Origin of the sequence: Xanthocytophaga flava, from assembly GCF_030068545.1 — a bacterium.
Classification (GTDB): domain Bacteria; phylum Bacteroidota; class Bacteroidia; order Cytophagales; family 172606-1; genus Xanthocytophaga; species Xanthocytophaga flava.
On the sequence record NZ_JASJOR010000027.1, the window covers coordinates 1 to 18465 of the forward strand.

17 protein-coding genes are annotated in these 18465 nt (G+C 39.0%); 3 read left to right on the forward strand and 14 right to left on the reverse strand.

From position 1 onward, the window contains the following. Positions 1-114: 114 nt before the first annotated feature. From QNI15_RS29290 to QNI15_RS29305, 4 genes are read right to left on the reverse strand one after another with little or no spacing between them, the layout of a single operon-like run. On the reverse strand, positions 115-579 hold the full coding sequence (locus QNI15_RS29290; RefSeq protein ID WP_314035207.1) for a hypothetical protein: 465 nt from the start codon (positions 577-579) through the stop codon (positions 115-117). Between the two features lie 19 nt (positions 580-598). Then, positions 599-1720: a hypothetical protein gene (locus tag QNI15_RS29295; protein WP_314035208.1), complete on the reverse strand. Its 1122-nt coding sequence runs from the start codon at positions 1718-1720 to the stop codon at positions 599-601. A gap of 10 nt (positions 1721-1730) precedes the next feature. Beyond that, positions 1731-2186: an NADAR family protein gene (locus tag QNI15_RS29300; RefSeq protein ID WP_314035209.1), complete on the reverse strand. Its 456-nt coding sequence runs from the start codon at positions 2184-2186 to the stop codon at positions 1731-1733. 10 nt (positions 2187-2196) lie between these two features. Further along, a complete protein-coding gene (locus QNI15_RS29305; protein ID WP_314035210.1) occupies positions 2197-2805 on the reverse strand; it encodes a hypothetical protein in 609 nt (202 codons plus the stop codon). Between the two features lie 76 nt (positions 2806-2881). Here QNI15_RS29305 and QNI15_RS29310 point away from each other — a divergent pair, with 76 nt between their 5' ends. Further along, positions 2882-4123, forward strand: a complete 1242-nt coding sequence (locus tag QNI15_RS29310) for a radical SAM/SPASM domain-containing protein (RefSeq protein WP_314035211.1) — start codon at positions 2882-2884, stop codon at positions 4121-4123. Here QNI15_RS29310 and QNI15_RS29315 read toward each other — a convergent pair. The 6 genes from QNI15_RS29315 to QNI15_RS29340 all read right to left on the reverse strand — a co-directional run bounded on the left by QNI15_RS29315 (position 4120) and on the right by QNI15_RS29340 (position 10530). Then, positions 4120-4467, reverse strand: a complete 348-nt coding sequence (locus tag QNI15_RS29315) for an L-rhamnose mutarotase (RefSeq protein WP_313975584.1) — start codon at positions 4465-4467, stop codon at positions 4120-4122. The two genes, QNI15_RS29310 and QNI15_RS29315, sit on opposite strands and share 4 nt — an antisense overlap. Before the next feature lie 174 nt (positions 4468-4641). Beyond that, positions 4642-5556, reverse strand: coding sequence for a restriction endonuclease (locus tag QNI15_RS29320; protein ID WP_314035212.1), 915 nt, complete (start codon positions 5554-5556; stop codon positions 4642-4644). A 102-nt stretch (positions 5557-5658) separates the two neighbouring features. Beyond that, positions 5659-8364: a D-alanine--D-alanine ligase family protein gene (locus tag QNI15_RS29325; RefSeq protein ID WP_314035213.1), complete on the reverse strand. Its 2706-nt coding sequence runs from the start codon at positions 8362-8364 to the stop codon at positions 5659-5661. Positions 8365-8424: 60 nt separating this feature from the next. Beyond that, on the reverse strand, positions 8425-8931 hold the full coding sequence (locus tag QNI15_RS29330) for a DUF421 domain-containing protein (protein ID WP_313994018.1): 507 nt from the start codon (positions 8929-8931) through the stop codon (positions 8425-8427). 81 nt (positions 8932-9012) lie between these two features. Further along, positions 9013-9264, reverse strand: a complete 252-nt coding sequence (locus QNI15_RS29335) for a NifU family protein (protein ID WP_313994021.1) — start codon at positions 9262-9264, stop codon at positions 9013-9015. A gap of 159 nt (positions 9265-9423) precedes the next feature. Continuing rightward, complete coding sequence (locus QNI15_RS29340) at positions 9424-10530, reverse strand: Mrp/NBP35 family ATP-binding protein (RefSeq protein WP_313994023.1); 1107 nt, start codon at positions 10528-10530, stop codon at positions 9424-9426. A 360-nt stretch (positions 10531-10890) separates the two neighbouring features. On the opposite strand from QNI15_RS29340, the gene dnaG reads away from it, so the two are divergent. Further along, on the forward strand, positions 10891-12882 hold the full coding sequence (gene dnaG / locus QNI15_RS29345) for a DNA primase (RefSeq protein WP_314035214.1): 1992 nt from the start codon (positions 10891-10893) through the stop codon (positions 12880-12882). Positions 12883-12908: 26 nt separating this feature from the next. Here the strand turns inward: dnaG and QNI15_RS29350 are convergent, their stop codons facing one another. The 4 genes from QNI15_RS29350 to rsmA all read right to left on the reverse strand — a co-directional run bounded on the left by QNI15_RS29350 (position 12909) and on the right by rsmA (position 17126). Then, a complete protein-coding gene (locus QNI15_RS29350; protein WP_314035215.1) occupies positions 12909-13547 on the reverse strand; it encodes a rhomboid family intramembrane serine protease in 639 nt (212 codons plus the stop codon). A 115-nt stretch (positions 13548-13662) separates the two neighbouring features. After that, entirely contained in the window at positions 13663-14619 is a 957-nt protein-coding gene (locus QNI15_RS29355; RefSeq protein WP_314035217.1) for an NAD(P)-dependent oxidoreductase, read from the reverse strand. A 100-nt stretch (positions 14620-14719) separates the two neighbouring features. Continuing rightward, entirely contained in the window at positions 14720-16078 is a 1359-nt protein-coding gene (gene mgtE / locus QNI15_RS29360) for a magnesium transporter (protein WP_313975601.1), read from the reverse strand. Positions 16079-16346: 268 nt separating this feature from the next. Continuing rightward, on the reverse strand, positions 16347-17126 hold the full coding sequence (rsmA, locus tag QNI15_RS29365; RefSeq protein ID WP_314035302.1) for a 16S rRNA (adenine(1518)-N(6)/adenine(1519)-N(6))-dimethyltransferase RsmA: 780 nt from the start codon (positions 17124-17126) through the stop codon (positions 16347-16349). A 189-nt stretch (positions 17127-17315) separates the two neighbouring features. Here rsmA and pdxA point away from each other — a divergent pair, with 189 nt between their 5' ends. Continuing rightward, positions 17316-18359: a 4-hydroxythreonine-4-phosphate dehydrogenase PdxA gene (pdxA, locus tag QNI15_RS29370; RefSeq protein WP_314035219.1), complete on the forward strand. Its 1044-nt coding sequence runs from the start codon at positions 17316-17318 to the stop codon at positions 18357-18359. Positions 18360-18465: the final 106 nt, after the last annotated feature.

Genomic DNA, 18465 nt, shown 5'->3' on the forward strand with positions numbered 1-18465 from the left:
CAGTTTCAAAGTCTTATTAATTCGGTTTGAGAAGAAGGCGCCTAACTGGACTGCATTTCTCTATATGGCTTTCTCTATTCGTTTTTTACGTAAAATCCAACCTCTTAATAAATACTAAACAACTTCAGTATAAAAACTCAATCGATCACTTATAAAGAGTTCATTATCCCTTTCTATAAAGCCATGACGTTTATTCCACAACCTTCGCATTTCTTTTGACTGGAAGTAATACCAGAAATGGATATCCTTGTAACTACTTGCAACAAATCGCTCTGCCAATTTCTTCAACGTAATAATCCCTAGCCTGAATGCCTCTTCAGTTGTTTCCTTTTCAGAATTAGAGCTAACATGAAAATGGTTTTGCAGGTCTTCTTGCTGTGCCTGATTTAGTGCATAGTGACCATCAAATTCAGATGGAATAGTGATAGATTTCAAGGACACACCATATGCATTCGAGATAATTTCGTCATCAAGTATCTTTTGAATATCTCCAGGTATCTCATACGTAAAGTTCAGATCTACTGGAATATTGAAAGGTTGACAAAGCTGCTCAAACTCTTTATTAAAAACTATTTCCATTTTTGAATTCAGATGGTCTTTACTCATTCATTTTCCATTTCTCCAACCAAACATTTATCTCTTCTTCACTATATATCCCTTCCAGACTTTCAGCCAGGAAAGGACTATCTGAATCAAAGGTAAAAATGGCAAAGTCATCTGTGGTTGGAATTATTGTATGGATTTCTTTTTTACGTAGTTCCTGTGCGATCTGCTTTAACACTATAGAAGGTAGATCATAATATTTATGAATAACACATTCCTGCATAAAAAGTTGGTAGAGTTCTACTAAGTCTGAATCGGTAAGCTGAAGAGAAAAGTCAAAATCATTCCCATCGAGATTCCAGTTTCCCCATTCATCAATATTCCATTGCCTTTTTCCTCTTTCCAATCCTAACAGTAATCCAGGAGGAAACCAGCCCTTATTACCAAAAGCGTCAAAAAGGACAAGGATTATACAATAGACAGGATCTTGAATATCTAAACCTCGGATAGCTTGTACAATATGATTGGTTGTTTGATTAATTAAGATAGTACTCAATTCCTCCATGCTAAATGGATTTCTCTTGTAAATCAAAAAATTCTGATGATCTGAGGCAATAGGAGTAATTCTTCGTATTGAGTCTAATACACTATCATTAGTATAAGTAATTACATATTCTGCGGTTTGCTGAACATCAGTGAAAGATTCTATTTTTGTAATTTTGTTGTCTGTATAAGAATATTTGGATGCCTGAATGCTATCCTGTTTTTTGTTATACTGTAAATACCATTCCGGCTGTCCCTTATAAAAAACAAGTTTTTCAATCCCATCAAGTGTATTACTATAATCAGACTGCAAACTTACCATATCACCATCTGGCAAATAGAGATATCTCTTTTCATATTCAGCAGCCTTTTCAACAATAACTTTGCTTTCACTAGTTAGCCCAACCTTTACATATTCGGTTCTATCTTCCGGCCTTTCATCCAGCCACTTGGCATTGTCTTCCCAATACATTTCGGGATGAAAGACATCCAGAAATACCATATGATTACTCGCTAGTCTCCAGATGATAACTTGACTTTCTATTTCCTGCCATATAGTCTGGAAATTAATTTTATATACATCAAAATCGTTCTTCAAAGAAAGAAGCAAAGTATCTGTATAGTTATTATCCATAAAATTAATGCTATCGTTTATATGCCTCTTTTAACTCCTCCCGTAACTTCATCAATAGCTTCCCTAATTTATTTTTCCCACTCCTATCACCTCCATCTCCCCAATAGGAATCATTTTCTGTATGTTCTATGATTCTAACATCCCCTGTCTTTAATAGAAGTTCGGCAAGTTCAGTATGTTGAGTAAACTTTGCTTTGATAGCCTCATACATGATATTGTCTTTCACACTATCCCAATCACGTCGAAACTTCACTTTCCGGGTTCTCCCTAATTCAGCTGCTTTCATAGGGCTTATGGCTTTACGGATAGTTTCTTCGTAGGGAGTATCCACAAACTTCTGAGCCTGAAAGTAATGTTCAGATGTAGGCCACATTTTTCCTTTTAGCTTAATGGGATAAAGGGCAAAGTTGGAAAACTCTCCATAGGTATCACCAACACTGTAAAAAAATATATCTTCCGTTTCCATTCGAAAATCATCAATTAGACAAACCTCTATTTTGTTCTACCAATTGTTTTGCAAGATCATAGTTCCAGGTACTTTCTTCAGCAGAAGGTACTCCACCTAAATAAAAATCATAAACAATCTGGCAATCAAAAGCCCATATCAGTTGCCATAAGCTTTCTACACCTCCAAAAGGTGCGACCCATGGATCATAGTACAACACAGCTTTGTTAGTTTCCAACTGTTCCAGAGCAACCAATGTATACTCACATGCCAGAATAGATTCAATAACTGAATCAAGGCTCCAGTTTCCTGGAGGAATAAAGAACGTATTATAGCTGCGAATGGCTACAGATGTCAAATCTCTTAACCTCAAATATACTTTTCCTTCTTCACTCTGAAAATCAAAAGTATTCGTAAACCACTGTTTGGCATATGGAGTCAAGTAGTTATTCCAATCCACAGTCGGAATAATTATTTCTCTATCCTTACTCTCATCTTCATCATCTTCCGGAAAATTAATTTTATCTGTCAGACTTTTGGTATGTTGTAATTGCCTAAAGATTTGTTGCAGATTAGTAAATGATTCCTTATTCGAATAGGTGAATAGGATATAAAAATAGGGTGTATTTAACTGTTTCATTTTAGTACATTTATACTTTATTCTTACTAACAGGTTCCCAATAAAGTCTGAACAGACTTTGATCCACTATTCAGCTATGTTTTTCTCGATCCCCAAAGATAATCGCTTCAAACAAGTTTCTACACTGGTAGTGAAGGTTACTCATCGTTGCAATCTGGATTGCCAGTACTGCTATGAGTTTATCACACAGAAAGGAGAAGATATGTCTGAACAAACATTCAGGCAATTGGCAGATCGGGTATTGGAGAATTCAGAGCAGAAGGTGATTACTTTTCTTTTTCATGGAGGGGAACCTACCCTGATTCCCAATAGCTGGTATGAGCAAGGGATTAACTATGTACTAAAAAAGGCAAAGCAAAAACAGAAGGAAGTGCGATTCTCGCTGCAAACGAACCTGATCCACCTACCAGAAGAGAAAATCCAGTTATTCAAAACATATAACATTCAGCCTGGTGTGAGTCTGGACGGGACAGCAGATGCACCAGATTCTATGCGAGGCAGAGAAAGCCGGGTATTTCAAAACTTTCTAAAGCTTAAGCAAGCAGGTATATCCTGTGGTATACTAACCACTATCAACCATTCCAATTACCAACGGTTTGAACAAATATGCAAATTTCTGGTAGAACAGGCACAGGTTCATCACTTTAAAGCCAATGTAGTGACCAGTGTTGGTGCAGGATATAATCTGGCAGGCTTAAAAGCAGAACAGATTTTTGAAGCTCAGCGAGCCATTCTGGAATATATGATTGAAACCAAAGGCCAGCAACTAACTGAACACAATCTTGTCACAGAGATTGAACGGTTCTTCACCTCAGCAGAAGATGATCCTACTTTGCCACCTACACTATGTCATGAAAGGCAATGTGGTGCAGGTAAATCTGTTTTAGGAGTCACTCCAAAAGGAGACCTTCTTCCCTGCGGCCGTTTTCAGTGGAATGATACAGACTATTTTCTGGGAGACCTCCATACCAAGCCATCAACATCCTCTTTCCAACAGCTTGAAGAAAAAGTGGATTCGTTTCATGCACTGGTTCCAGAAAGCTGGTATGATTGTGACCAATGTCCGGCTCAAAAAATATGTATGTATGGCTGTCAGGCATTTATTGTCCGGTCAAAAGACAAAGCCAATGTGGACTGCCTGCCTACAAAAATGCGATTCGCCTACTATGAGGCAAATCGCACAAGATTGTGGCCTGTATATAAAGCTATCACTGCACAAAAGCAAGGTATGTTGCCTTTTAAAATCAAATCGGGTAATGGACACAAGCAATATGTCTTGCATCCTGCAAATCAAACAGCCTATGTAATGGCAGATTAATATCTGTCGGGTGCATGATCACTGAGTTTAAATATCAGTTCGAGTTCAGCCCAATGTTCATAATCTGTAATAGGCTCCTGATAGGTTTTCATTTTCTCTTCCCACTCTCTGTTTTTAGGATTCAGTTGAAGATATCGTTCCATATCACGGTTTGGATCGAAGCTGTCTTTGGTATCCATAACCATGAATAGCTGTCTGCCAATGATCCATATCCGAATATCTACCACCCCCACCGCACGAAACGATTTAACTACCTCTGGCCATATATCATCGTGATACATCATGTATTCAGCAATAAGACCCGGATTATTTTTAAGAAGGATTGTCTTGGCGTAGGATTTCATATCGGCTGGTGCTTTTTTAGATAAATAACGAACCGATAGCAAATGTAAATAACTTTTAGCTGAACACATCTAAATTGAAGACATAACCTGCTTAATTCACTATGAAATATAACTAACTCTCTACAAATAGTAACTTATGTATAAGATAAGATTTTATTGTATCATAAAACATATTTACTCTAACTCAAAATAGTCATTGTCCATTTTTTTCAACTCATATATGTGTTGAGTAGTTACTCCAATATTATAATCTATCATTAATTGAGTAAGTTGACTCCCATCCAGTAATACAATTTTTGTTTCATTACGAGGGACATATTCTAATGCCTCTTTAGAAAATGATGATGTTGTAATAAATATCCCCTTCTTGGCACCTTGCCCTGCTAAAGCCCCAACAAATTTCTGAATTTCCGGTCGGCCGACAATATTACCCGGCTGCCAACGCTTGGCTTGTATATAAATAACATCTAAACCAAGTTTATCCTCTTTGATAGTCCCATCAATCCCTTCATCTCCACTTTTACCCAAAGCTTTTCCTGCATCTCTCAGTGAACCACCATATCCCATTCCTACTAATAATTCCACAACCATTTTTTCAAAAAATGCAGGAGGTAAGCTCACAACTTTAGCTAATAGTTCTTGAGCTAAAGACTTTCGTATACTTTGATATGCACCTTCAAAAGTTTCCTCAGGGGTTTGCTTAATAGTATCATTATTATTTTCGGAAGATTTATTATCCTCTCGTTTTAACTCAACAAAATCTACAAATTCAGGAAACTGCATTAAATACTTTACGTCAATTCGAGTAATATTTTGTTGAAGCACACCAAGTCCTCTCTGTGTGATTACCATCATAGATCGTTTGGGAGAATCCAACAGTCCAGCTTTTTTTAAATATGTTTTAGCCCAATGCACTCTATTCGTAAAAGTGAATGCAGAGCCGCTAGGCAATAACTCTGCCTTTTCTTGATCAGTTAACTTGAAGTTTTTTGCTAGTCCCTCAACAGTATCACTAAGTTTATAGTCCTTCCCATCTGCAATATATTTGAGCAGAGGTAACATGATAGTTTGATAGTCAGGAATCGCCATATATATAAATTCTAAAATCACTTGCCCTAAAATAAAAATACCCCACCATTAGCCAAAACATATTGGTACTAATGATGGGGTATTTTTTTCTAGCCTATTTATTTACTGTGTCACTGAATTACGCTGACGGCCATATTCCAGAATAGCATCAATGAACTGATACGGCTTATAGCCATTGATAGCAGTCTGGTGGAAGATACAGGTAGCAGGAGTCATGCCTGGCAGAGAGTTGACTTCAATAATGATAGTCTCAGCCCGGTTATCATCAAAGATCCGTACAAATGCATCGATACGTGCATATCCTTCAACATGCAGAATCTCAGCTGTTTTCTGTAAAGTAGCCCGAACCTGTTGTGAAATATACTTTTGTGCTTCTTGATCTTTCGAAAAACGGGCAGGGGTGATATTCTGACCTTCGCCAGCCAGAAACTTCTCTTCCAGACTCAGAATCTCTCCTGATGCCAGTGCCTCAGATGGTTCAAACACTTCATATTCCAACTCTCCTGCTTGATTCAATTTCGTAAGTAATCCGCCTGTAATTTCCAGAAAGTGTTTAGCCCCTTTTCTTGAAATAAGCTCTTCAACCAAGAACCAGCTTTTCTGAGGAAATTCTTCACTGGCTTTCAGTTCCAGAATTTGAGATGGACCTTGTAGAAATGCCAGTGTCGGACGGAACATCATTTGAGCAAATGCAATCAACTCTTCACGAGAATCAATCTTCTTCACTGCCGAACTACAACCATCATCTGCTGGCTTTGCAATAATCGGATAGCTAAACTGAGACTCAAGACGCTTCACTACTCCCTCCGGATCTTTTTCCCATTCCGTCTGATACACTACATCATGATTGGCAACCGAAATGCCATGAGATCGTAAAATCTTATTCGTTTCATATTTATTAATGGTTGTCTGAGAGCTTTCAACTCCAGAACCATTATAGGATAATCCCACTTTTTCCAGTTCACTTTGCACTGCACCATCTTCACCTGGACGGCCATGTAATGCGATAAAGACCTCGTCCACGGCATCTGCCAGTTCATGGTAGCTGATCGCATATGGATAATCAATAGCTTTACCTACATATTTTTCGGTAATAGACTTTGCTTCCTGTCCAATCTGCTGAATAATAGGATGTTTCTTTCCACCAGATAAAATCTTCTCTTTAATATCATCCGCATTGTCTTTCAACATGATATTGATTGGCATTACATACAATTCATGCTGCTGCTCTGTTCCAGTAAGAAAAACAGGCAGCGGATCATATTTTCCAGAAGAAGCCAGCTTTTCATAAATATTACGACCACTTTCCACAGAGATATGGCGTTCAGAAGAGAAGCCCCCCATAATCACTCCAACCCGGGTTTTCTGCACCTCACTACTATGTAAAGCAGAAATAGCATTATCCAGACTTTTCAGTTTACTTTTCAGAAAAGTGCTGTTTTTTCCGGCTTTGGTTCTTTCAACCAGTGAAGTGCGGATAATGTATGTCAGAAACTGCGAAGGATTCATACCAATCTCTGCAGCCTGGTGAAAGAAGAATGAAGAAGGCAACATACCGGATGTTGTATTCGGATCATTCAGGAATACTTCCCCTAATGAATTGATAAACCCATCAATACGGGCATACACATTGAAATGTAATGCCTTAAACAACCGACAACATTCTTTACGGATAACTTCTAAATGGTTGTCTGGCACATCAATCGGAGTCACCTTGCGACTCATACCAGGCAGGTATTTACTCCGGTAATCGAATACATTTCCGCCTTTGATGATTTGTGTTGGAGGTAAAGCAATGGGTTGTCCGTCTTCACCCTGGATCACAATACAAGAAAATTCTTTTCCAGGCAGGAACCCTTCAATCAACACTTCTTCCTCCCCGTTCAGGTTTGCCAGGATAGCTTTACCACCCTGTTGAGCTACCTTCTCCAGATAGAGATATAACTCTTCCGGATGGTATATGATATCACTTAATGATGATTGTCCATCTTCAGATAAAGGCAAACAAGGCAATCCTATACCTTCCCTGATATCTGTCAGAGATGTAATAAACCGGACTTTTTGCTCTTCTGTATACTTCTGCCATTCTCCACCTGTTATCTCCTGAATGAAGAAACTGCGATTGATTGCACCCACAATGTGCTGCATATCATTTTCAGTTACAACAGAAACGCCAATAGAAGATCCTTGATTAGGAGCTTTCACAACAAAAGGTAACCCAATCTGATGAATCACTTTACTAATCAAATCACCTTTGTAATCTGTCGCAAACCATTGATCACGTGATATAGTGGTAGTTTTAGGTGTAGCAAATCCCGCAGCACGCATCAATTCCTTCTGTGTAGTCTTGCTTACACCAATAGCAGAAGACAAAATACCTGATCCACTATAAGGAATACCATACCATTCAAGCAATCCCTGAATACTTCCATCTTCACCGGCAGGTCCGTGTAGTGTCAGAAAGGCAAATTCGAATAAGTCAGCAAAATCTTTGGGCTCTACCTTTTTTCCAACCTGTAAGATAATTCTATCCTGCTCCTCTTCAGATAACTTCCCAAGCGATTCCAGGTATATCTGAAATCCATGTGCAGAGGCAGGCAACGCAGATACAGGCGGATAAAAATCGCGGATTGTACCTTTGTAGATAAATTCCCAGTTTAATAGAATAAAGTTGCCGAGGCTATCAACAAAAATAGGAACAGGCTCAAACAAGCTTTTATTCAAATTGTCATATACAGTACGTCCACCAGCAAATGAGATCTCTCTTTCCCGAGATGGTCCGCCAAAAATGATACCTACTTTAAGCATTTATATAAGTAATTATTGATTACGAACAATATATAAATAACAAACCTTATCACACAGTTCTTATGACGTCTGGTTAAAGGTATTGTGTTTCCGTTTACACCGGGACTGATGTTTGAAATTATCAGACAAAATACTGATGTTGCCATCTACTTCCAGAACTGCCAGATTCACTTCTGCCAGGCTTGACACTCCATGCTCACGGGCAGCAGCCTCTAATTCATCTAATGTCAGATGCGCTTTTTGTAGATTCTGCTTCTTAACCTGACCATTGTACACCAGCATAATTGACTCCCCTTCTACAAATTTACTTACAGACCGAAACCGGAATAAAATAAACTTTAATACAAAATTAGCAATAAACAGCGTACCCGCAGCAATCAGTCCTCCACTTAATGAATTATTGCTTCCAACCATGGCATTTTGTACTGCATTACTGATCAGAAGAATAAATACCAGATCGACAACAGATAATTGTGCCAGTTCTGTTTTCCCAAACAGACGAATGGCCAGAATGATAAATAGATAAACTGCCAGAGACTGCCATACAATAGGCAATAAATCCGCCATATAATTACAGTAGAAAACAGAACAAACAAAAAAACGTGTCAGGTATCCCAACACGTCTTTCTATTTGTCGTCAAATGAGTATTAGTCAAGTAGTGTTACATTGATTGCTTCTACACCTGTGATTTCAGGTACAGCGCGTTTAATTGCTTCTTCTACTCCTGCTTTTAATGTCATCGCTGACATAGGACAGGTACCACAATTACCTAACATTTCCAGTCGCAATACTTTTTCTTCGGTGATTTCGATTATACGAACATTACCACCATCAGCTTCTAAATAAGGTCGGATTGAGTTCAAAGCCAGCTCTACCCGTGCATCTAATGTATCTTGCATCGTTGTCATCTTGTAATATTAGCAAAGATATATAATATAATTATTTTGTGCAATGTATCCTTTCCCTAACACTCCTCTATTTCCTAAAGACCTAGCATACTGAGTATCAACGGATCAAAAAGTCAACTTCAAAAATATAAGAGGAACACATTATCCGAATTATACTCTGATTTCGACAGGTTTAGTCTTATCCAGAGAGGCATTGCGAATAGATACCTGTTGGGCAAGTGTCACTGCCAAATCCCGAAATGCTTGTCCGGATATCTCATCAGTCATAACAACTGGCTTACCCGCATCACCAGATTCGCGTATATTCTGTACCAATGGAATTTGTCCCAGTAATGGAATATTGTATTGTTCAGCTAATTGGCGGCCACCATCTTTACCAAAAATATAGTACTTATTCTCAGGTAGTTCAGCAGGCGTAAAATAAGCCATATTTTCTACAACTCCTAATACAGGTACATTGATAGCAGGTTGTTTGAACATAGCCAATCCCCGACGGGCATCAGCCAGGGCAACCTTCTGTGGAGTGGTGACAATAATGGCTCCGGTAACTGGTACTGTCTGCACAAGTGTCAGGTGAATATCACTGGTTCCGGGAGGAAGGTCAATCAACAGATAATCCAGTTCGCCCCACTCTACATCTGTAATGAACTGCTTCAGAGCAGAACTTGCCATAGGTCCACGCCATACAACTGCCTCATCAGCTCTGCCAGTCAAGAAGCCCATTGATAACAGTTTTACACCATATTGATGGACAGGCATAATATAATTTTTGCCATTTTTCTGGGTAACCTGTGGCTTCATTTCTTCTGTATCAAACATAGTTGGCACAGAAGGGCCATAGATATCCGCATCAATCAATCCCACTTTGGCTCCAAGCTTATGTAAAGCGATAGCCAGATTAGAAGTAACTGTAGATTTACCTACTCCTCCTTTGCCAGAAGCAATTGCAATAATATTTTTCACCCCAGGTAATACAGGACCATTCAATCGTGTAGAGGTTACATCTGCAATCATTTTGATCTGTATATCAATATCCTCTCCTACTGCTTTTTTGATAGCATCTTCACAATCCTTCCGGATTTTTTCTTTTAATGGACAGGCAGGCGTCGTTAACACTACTGTAAAACGAACCTGATTGATTCCAAATTCAACATCCTGAATCATGTTCAGAGACACCAGGTCACGTTTCAAGTCAGGCTCCTGCACTGTACTCAATGCCTCTAGTATTATTTCTTTGGTAATGGTCATGCTTCCCATGGGAGAATCAACAAATAGTAACGATGTTTGGTTAATAGGAAATCTTAAAAGCTAAGCTAGTATGCCTCAACCGGATGTTGGACGTTGTTATGATGGATAACAAAAATAATCCGGAAAAAATCCTCAACAGGCAACAAAGTTAGGTGCAGGAAGAATTTTTTTGCAACAAATTGTAAGGAAACTTGCAATAAAATCGCAATTTGTAAGTAGAAGCAGCAACAGATTACCTCAGATTTGTCTTTGCCTTCTACATTGTAACCGATTCCAAAAATCAATTTTGAGCGCAAAACACTGAAAAATTCAGTACCTTGCGACTTACAAAAGAGAATAATCCATCTATTTACTGAATTTCGGAGTTGTATGCGGATACCGAATGAACTTGTGCAGCAAATCCAGCAGGCAGCAGACGTGCTGGATGTAGTAGGAGATTATGTTTCGCTAAAAAAGAGGGGAAGCAACTGGATTGCCTGTTGCCCGTTTCATAATGAGAAAACCCCTTCATTTGCCGTATCTCCTGCAAAAGGTATCTATAAGTGTTTTGGTTGTGGCAAATCAGGTGATCCTGTCAAGTTTGTCATGGACATTGAGGGGGTAAGTTTTGCAGAAGCCCTACGACACCTGGCCAGGAAATATAACATCGAAATCCCTGAAGTTGAGTATACTCCTGAAGAAACCCAGCGACAAAATGAGATAGATAGTTTATATATCGCACTGAATTTTGCAAAGGACTTTTTTAAACAGCAATTACAAACGCCAGATGGACAGGCTATTGGTCTGTCGTATTTCAAAGAACGTGATCTGCGGGATGGAATTATTGATGCATTTGATTTAGGTTATAGTTCATCTGCCTGGGATGCCTTTACAAAAGAGGCGTTAAGCAAACACTATAATCTGGATATTCTTCAAAAGGCAGGCCTTACCATTGTCAATGATAAAGGCAGGCAATACGACCGATTCCGGGATCGGGTGATTTTCCCAATTCATAACTTGTCAGGTCGGGTAATCGCATTCGGTGCCCGGATCATGACCAATGATAAGAATCAGCCTAAATACCTGAACTCTCCCGAAACGGAAGTCTATCACAAAAGCCGCATTCTGTATGGTATCTATCAGGCCAAAAATGCCATTCGCCAAGTTGATAACTGCTATCTGGCTGAAGGCTATATGGATGTCATTTCCCTACATCAGGCAGGTATCCAGAATGTTGTAGCATCATCAGGGACATCCTTGACAAAAGAACAGATTCAGTTAATCAGCAGGTTTACTAAAAATGTTACGATGCTGTATGATGGTGATGCAGCTGGTATCAAAGCCTCTATACGCGGAACTGATCTGGTACTGGAAGAAGGGCTGAATGTAAAGATTGTTATCTTTCCGGATAACGATGATCCGGATAGTTATGTCCGTAAAGTAGGCTCTGTTGCCTTTCAGGAATTTGTCAAAAATAACAGTCAGGACTTTATCACGTTTAAAGTCAAACTCTATTCCAAAGAAATCCAGAATGATCCGTATCGAAAATCGGAGGTTATCAAGGAAATGGTGGCCAGTAATATTAAGATTCCTGATCCTATCCAACGTTCTGTATTTCGCCGACAAATTGCCCATCTGCTGGATGTAGACGAACAAACCCTGATTACAGAAGAAAACTTTCTGATCAAGAAGGAAAGAGTAGATTATCAGAAGCGTACAGAAAAACAGCAGACACCACCACCTGACTCTTATCCTCCGGAATCCTATTATTCATTTGAGGATCAATTACCAGAAGGGGTTTCATTTGCACCTGAAGAAACCTATGCGGTTGAAGTTGGAAGTAAAGTAACCGATCATAGCCGATCCTCGATGAGTTATCGGGAAGAAGGGGTGATTCGGTTAATACTTCATTATGGCGATCAGGTATTGGAAGGCACTGAAGACACTGTATGTGACTTTGTAATGAGAGAGCTAGAGGATATTGCGTTTCAAACACCCATTTATCAACAAGTACTGGATATATTTCGGTCTGAGTGGATGAATGGTCGAATTTTGAAAAGTGAAGATTTTCTACGACATCCAGATGCGAAGATACAGGATATGACGATTACGATGTTGACCGAAAAATATACGATCAGTGATAACTGGTTTAATAAATTTGACATTCGGGTAGCACACGAAAGTGATAACCTCCTGGAAGAAACCTATAATCAGGTTTTACGCCTGAAACAGGAAGTGGTACGGGATAAAATTGCAGAAAATTTCAAGGCCATTCAGGCTACCAAAGATATAAATCAACAGTTACAGTTACTCCGTGTTCAGAAACAATACAAGGAGATAGAGAGACAAATTGCCAATATTTTAGGTAATGTAATACGTTAAGATTGTATTACATTACCTGAAAATCACTAAATACTTCCTCCTAAAATCTGACTCATAAATAAATTTACGACAGGAGGATAAACGATTACACTAAACACAATTCCAAACAAAGCCCCCCATAAGTGAGCATCATGGTTAATATTATCTCCACCTCTTTTAGACATATAGATTGAATAAAACATATATAAAGCGCCAAACAAGAATGCCGGTAACTTAAGAAATGGAATAAACATGAGTCCCAGCTTAGCTTGAGGATTAAATAAAATAAATGCAAAAACTACAGCAGATACCCCTCCGGACGCACCCAGCGAGTTATAATAGGAATAGTTCTTATATTTCAGATAGGTGGGTATATCCGAAACAATGATTCCAACTATATATAGTATTCCAAACAATGTAAGCCCCGCACCTGGATATAAAACAGAGAAGACTTTTTCTTCCATCTGCACACCAAATGAGAACAACGCTATCATATTAAACAACAGGTGCATACCATCCTGATGAATAAATCCAGACGTTATAAAGCGGCTATATTCTTTTCGATGTGCTACTCTATACGGATTCATCATCCACTTTTCCATTATATCGGGACGCTGCCATGCATATAAAGAGGCAAGTACAGTAATTATAACAAAGACAAGAGTAAGCGAAAATGTAATAGACATAACTAGTAGGAGCAAATAAAATAGTGAGAACAAAGACTAGCAACAGTATCTTCCAGAAATCAGTATTCTTTGTTCTGCAAAATAGTATATTTTTTTGGGATACAACGGTTCAGGCTTATTCTTTCAAGTTTGTACTGACAGATACCGGAAATGTACTCGAAATCTTATGCACCAGCACCTCATTGATCTTTACATAGGATTCATGCGTCCAGCCAGCCACATGGGGGGAAAACAATACTTTATCTGATTGTGCCAGGTAAGCAAAAGCAGACTGTTGTTCAGAAGTAAGTGTTTTCAACTTTTCGTTCTCCAATACATCTAGACAAGCGCCCAGTATTTTGCCTTTCTCAATAGCAGCCTGCAAAGCAACGAAAGGAGCTACTTCACCACGAGATGTATTGATGAAGAAAACAGAATGACGGAAGTTATCAAACATCGCCTCATTAAACCAACGGTTTGTTTCGGAAGTCAATGGTACATGCAAACTAACAACCTGCGCCTGATCACAGATTTCTTCCAAAGTACTCTCCTCCACCCATTCATCAGAAAATTCTTTCAGGTACTTATCATAAGCCAGCACATTACAACCAAAAGCTTTTATCCGTTTGGCAAACTCATGTCCTGTATTTCCATATCCTATAATTCCGACTGTTTTTCCCTTTAGTTCTGTACCCCGATTGCCTTCCCGATCCCATACCAAACTCCGGACCTGTCTGTCAGTCCTGCTTAGGTGATTCATCAGCGAAAGTAACATACCCATTGCATGCTCAGCTACAGCATCCCGATTGCCTTCCGGAGCATTGAATAGTTGGATGTCTCGTTTTAAGACAGCGTCTACATCAATCTGATCAAGCCCTGCACCTGCTCTGGCAATAAATTTTAGCTTTGTAGCCCGTTCGAGAAATGCTTCATCCAGTTGCATTTTACTACGGACTATGATTCCTTCATAATTGCTTATAGTCTCCAGTACTTCAGCACGACTGATATCTGGTTGGTAATTTACAGCATATCCTTTTTCTCCCAACATTGGAAGCAGAGAGGCATGCATCTTATCTATAACAAGTATTTGCATGGTCATAAATTAGTGAGCTGCAAAAATAATAGGTTTTTAAAATAAAAAACCCTCTAGGTAGAGGGTTATAAAGATTTCATCTCTTGTATTGAAATACTCTCTACAAACTATATAACAACTTGGCAGTAAAGAAATATACAGTCAACCCCAGCAAGTCGTTTGCCGTTGTAATAAAAGGGCCTGAAGCAACGGCAGGATTCACACCAAATCGATCCAGCACCAATGGAGTTACTGTTCCCATAAATGAGGCCAGCAGTACTACCGCTAAAATAGATATAGAAACAACAATAGATAATTTTAAATCACGGGTAGCACCATAAATAACCAGAAATAAAACCATAGACAACAAAGCGCCATTCAGCATCCCAATACTGAATACCTTCAACAAACGTCGAATCACACTCTGCTCAACTACAGATGGACTTGCCAGACTTTGCAAAATGACAGAAGAAGACTGTACACCTACATTTCCACCTGTACCGGCAATCAGTGTCATAAAATAAGCTAATGCACCTACTGCTCCCAACACAGGTTTGCCTATCATATCTGTGAGCCAGGCTGCCAGCAACCCACCTGCCATTCCTATAATCTGCCAGGGCAAACGAGCCTTTACAGAAGCCCACACAGTATCATCTTCCTCAATATCACCTGACAAACCCGTCATCGCCTGCCGATCCTGTTCTGCCTGTTCGGTAATTACGTCTACGATATCATCAATAGTAATCCGACCCAATAACCGACCATTCACATTCACTACCGGTACAGATTCCAAGTCATAACGTTGCATAATATCTGCCACCTCTTCAGCAGATTGGTGCGAATCAACAGATACGACATCATCCTCATAAATATCTGCCACTTTTGTAGATACACGTGACAATACAATCTTTTTCAGCGATACCCTTCCTCTTAATACATTGTTATCGTCTACTACATAAACAGAGTTCACTTTTTCTACTTTCTCAGCCTGCCTTCTGATTTCATCCACCGTCTGTGTTACCGTCCATTTAATATTGGCTTTTACAAGCTCCTTTGCCATTAGTCCACCAGCAGTGTCCTCCTCATAATGTAACAGATCAATAATATATCTTGCCTTTTCCCGATCTTCCAGCAAAGCCAATACCTCTTCTTTGGTACGGGTTGGTTGCTCATTCAAAATATCTGCCGCATCATCTGAGTCCAGATAAGAGATAAACTGTGCAATAGTTTCTGTCGAAAATGCTTTAAGAAAATCTTCCCGCCAGTTTGGAGCCAGATTATTAATTACCTGAGCAGCAGTTTCTTCGTCCAGAATGGCTATAATATATTGCGCATATTCATCTGTAGGAAACTCATACAGAAGAGCAGCTATATCTGCCGGATATAATTCATCCATTGCCTGACGCAAAAAATCATCATCGTGTGTTTCTATTGCATCTATCAATAGGTCCAGATAATCTTGCGTCAGTTCAAATGCCATGCAGAGAGAAAGAGATAAAAGTGAGAAATGAATAAAGTATACAGCTAACCGATGTATTCTGATTCTGTTTTACCATACTGGCCTTCATTAATCATGCCACATTAGGCAACCATTTTTTCGGCTGCAAAATTACAGGAAGATCCATAAAAACAGTAGTATCACAGATATTTTTCCGGGTAAAAAAACTATTTTTTGTCTAATTTTTAAGTCTATAAAATTAAGTTTGTGTTAAAAAAATGCAAATACTTGCTAATTGCCTAGAGATAGGTTACAGCATAGCACTAAACTGTTGTGTCAGATAAACAAAATCTGCTACAGAAAGTTGTTCGGCACGTTTGTCTAATAAAGGATTTACCAGTAATTCAGGTGACAACCCCAGTGGCTTCAGCGAATTACGAAGTGTTTTGCGTCGATTATTAAAACCTTGTTTCACCACTTTAAAAAACAGTGCCTCGTCACATTCCAGAGCAGCTACTTCGTTTCGTCTGAGACGAATTACACCTGATTGTACTTTGGGTGGAGGATCAAATACATGAGGAGGAACGGTAAAGAGATACTCAATAGTATAATATGCCTGCAGAAACACACTAAGTATTCCATAATCCTTGTTTCCGGGAGGAGAAGCAATACGTTGAGCTACCTCTTTTTGTAACATACAGACTATTTCGGGTACAGAATTTTTGTATTCCAATACCTTAAAAAATATCTGTGAGGAAATATTATAGGGAAAGTTACCAATTAGGGCAAAAGGCTTATTGAAAAGGCTATCCAACCGAAGCTGCAAAAAATCTCCTTCAATAAGTTTGGAAGAAAGAGTAGGATACTTTTTACGCAAATAAGTTGCTGACTCCCTATCAATCTCACATAAGTGAAAATCAATATCTTTTTTTTCTATCAGAAAATTAGTCAAGACACCTGTTCCAGGCCCTAGCTCCAATACCACCTCATAGTTTTTATGTCCAGTCAGGGCATCTACGATGTTTTTTGCAATGTTGGTATCCAGCAGAAAGTGCTGTCCAAGATGTTTTTTAGGTTTAACGTTCAAAATACAATAGGGGATTTTGTTCTATTCTATAAAATCACCCCAAAAATACTATACTTTTTTGTCAGAGAAACGTCCTTTCTGTAAAATACGTTTCTTAAAATAAAAAAGGCACGTATTTTTGAGGTGTTAAGTTGTGCGGTCAAACACGGGCGCTTAAAAGAGGTTATTATTTACACATTTCTTATTGTATTCATGTCTGAACATAAACCTGTTATTGGAATCACACTGGGCGATTTTAATGGAGTTGGACCCGAAGTTACATTAAAGGCACTGGCAGGAGGGCAAATCAGCCGCGTATGTACTCCCGTACTATATGGGTCTGTCAAAGTTTTGTCACGCTACCGGAAATTACTCAATCTGGAAGAAATTCAGCTTCACTCCATTCGTACTATGGATCAGTTGATTCACAAACGGGTTAATGTATTCAACTGCTGGGAAGAACATCTGGAAATTGATCCAGGCAAAGCTACCCCTGAAGCAGGTAACGCAGCTTATCTGGCATTGAAAACAGCAGTTGCAGATTTAAAAAACAATATGCTGGATGCCATTGTAACAGCTCCGATTAATAAACATACGATTCAAAATGATGCGTTCAAATTTCCCGGGCACACAGAATATTTTGCCCATGAGTTTGGAAGCACCGATAGCCTGATGTTTCTGGTTAGCCCGGAACTGCGTGTAGCTGTAGCAACAGGACACATACCTTTGGAAAAAGTAAAACCTGCTATTACCAAAGATCTTATTACCAAGAAAATAAAATTACTTGAACATTCATTGCGTCATGATTTTGGTATTGCCAAACCTAAAATTGCAGTATTAGGTTTAAATCCGCATGCAGGAGAAGACGGATTACTGGGAATGGAAGAAAAAGAAATTATTGGGCCTGTAATCAGCGAACTGAAACACAAAGGAACTTTGGTCTATGGACCTCTGCCTGCTGATGGATTTTTTGGTACTGGCAACTACCGCAAGTATGATGGTATCCTGGCCATGTATCATGATCAGGGTCTGATTCCGTTTAAAACCATTGCATTTGAAAATGGAGTAAACTTTACGGCAGGCCTCTCGATGGTACGTACCTCCCCGGATCATGGTACAGCCTATAATATTGCTGGAAAAAATACTGCGGACGAAACTTCTATGCGCGAAGCTATTTATCTGGCATGTGACATTGTAAAAAACCGCAGAGAACATTTAGTAGTACCAATACAACCTGCGCCTCAAAGTCAGCCATAATTGTAACAGGGATCTTTAGTTTAAACAAGATCCCTGTTTTTTTAGTGTTTGGCTAAAACAGGAAATGGCCAGATCCTCTTATACCTTAACATTTTCACCTTATCTC

What these genes read in the sequence shown, in the direction of transcription:
- QNI15_RS29320 (WP_314035212.1), bottom strand. Translation starts at nt 5,556, where the DNA reads ATGGCGATTCCTGACTATCAAACTATCATGTTACCTCTGCTCAAATAT.
- QNI15_RS29290 (WP_314035207.1), bottom strand. Translation starts at nt 579, where the DNA reads ATGGAAATAGTTTTTAATAAAGAGTTTGAGCAGCTTTGTCAACCTTTC.
- QNI15_RS29335 (WP_313994021.1), bottom strand. Translation starts at nt 9,264, where the DNA reads ATGCAAGATACATTAGATGCACGGGTAGAGCTGGCTTTGAACTCAATC.
- dnaG (WP_314035214.1), top strand. Translation starts at nt 10,891, where the DNA reads ATGCGGATACCGAATGAACTTGTGCAGCAAATCCAGCAGGCAGCAGAC.
- QNI15_RS29340 (WP_313994023.1), bottom strand. Translation starts at nt 10,530, where the DNA reads ATGGGAAGCATGACCATTACCAAAGAAATAATACTAGAGGCATTGAGT.
- QNI15_RS29330 (WP_313994018.1), bottom strand. Translation starts at nt 8,931, where the DNA reads ATGGCGGATTTATTGCCTATTGTATGGCAGTCTCTGGCAGTTTATCTA.
- QNI15_RS29350 (WP_314035215.1), bottom strand. Translation starts at nt 13,547, where the DNA reads ATGTCTATTACATTTTCGCTTACTCTTGTCTTTGTTATAATTACTGTA.
- QNI15_RS29300 (WP_314035209.1), bottom strand. Translation starts at nt 2,186, where the DNA reads ATGGAAACGGAAGATATATTTTTTTACAGTGTTGGTGATACCTATGGA.
- QNI15_RS29310 (WP_314035211.1), top strand. Translation starts at nt 2,882, where the DNA reads ATGTTTTTCTCGATCCCCAAAGATAATCGCTTCAAACAAGTTTCTACA.
- QNI15_RS29325 (WP_314035213.1), bottom strand. Translation starts at nt 8,364, where the DNA reads ATGCTTAAAGTAGGTATCATTTTTGGCGGACCATCTCGGGAAAGAGAG.
- mgtE (WP_313975601.1), bottom strand. Translation starts at nt 16,078, where the DNA reads ATGGCATTTGAACTGACGCAAGATTATCTGGACCTATTGATAGATGCA.
- pdxA (WP_314035219.1), top strand. Translation starts at nt 17,316, where the DNA reads ATGTCTGAACATAAACCTGTTATTGGAATCACACTGGGCGATTTTAAT.
- QNI15_RS29315 (WP_313975584.1), bottom strand. Translation starts at nt 4,467, where the DNA reads ATGAAATCCTACGCCAAGACAATCCTTCTTAAAAATAATCCGGGTCTT.
- QNI15_RS29305 (WP_314035210.1), bottom strand. Translation starts at nt 2,805, where the DNA reads ATGAAACAGTTAAATACACCCTATTTTTATATCCTATTCACCTATTCG.
- QNI15_RS29295 (WP_314035208.1), bottom strand. Translation starts at nt 1,720, where the DNA reads ATGGATAATAACTATACAGATACTTTGCTTCTTTCTTTGAAGAACGAT.
- QNI15_RS29355 (WP_314035217.1), bottom strand. Translation starts at nt 14,619, where the DNA reads ATGCAAATACTTGTTATAGATAAGATGCATGCCTCTCTGCTTCCAATG.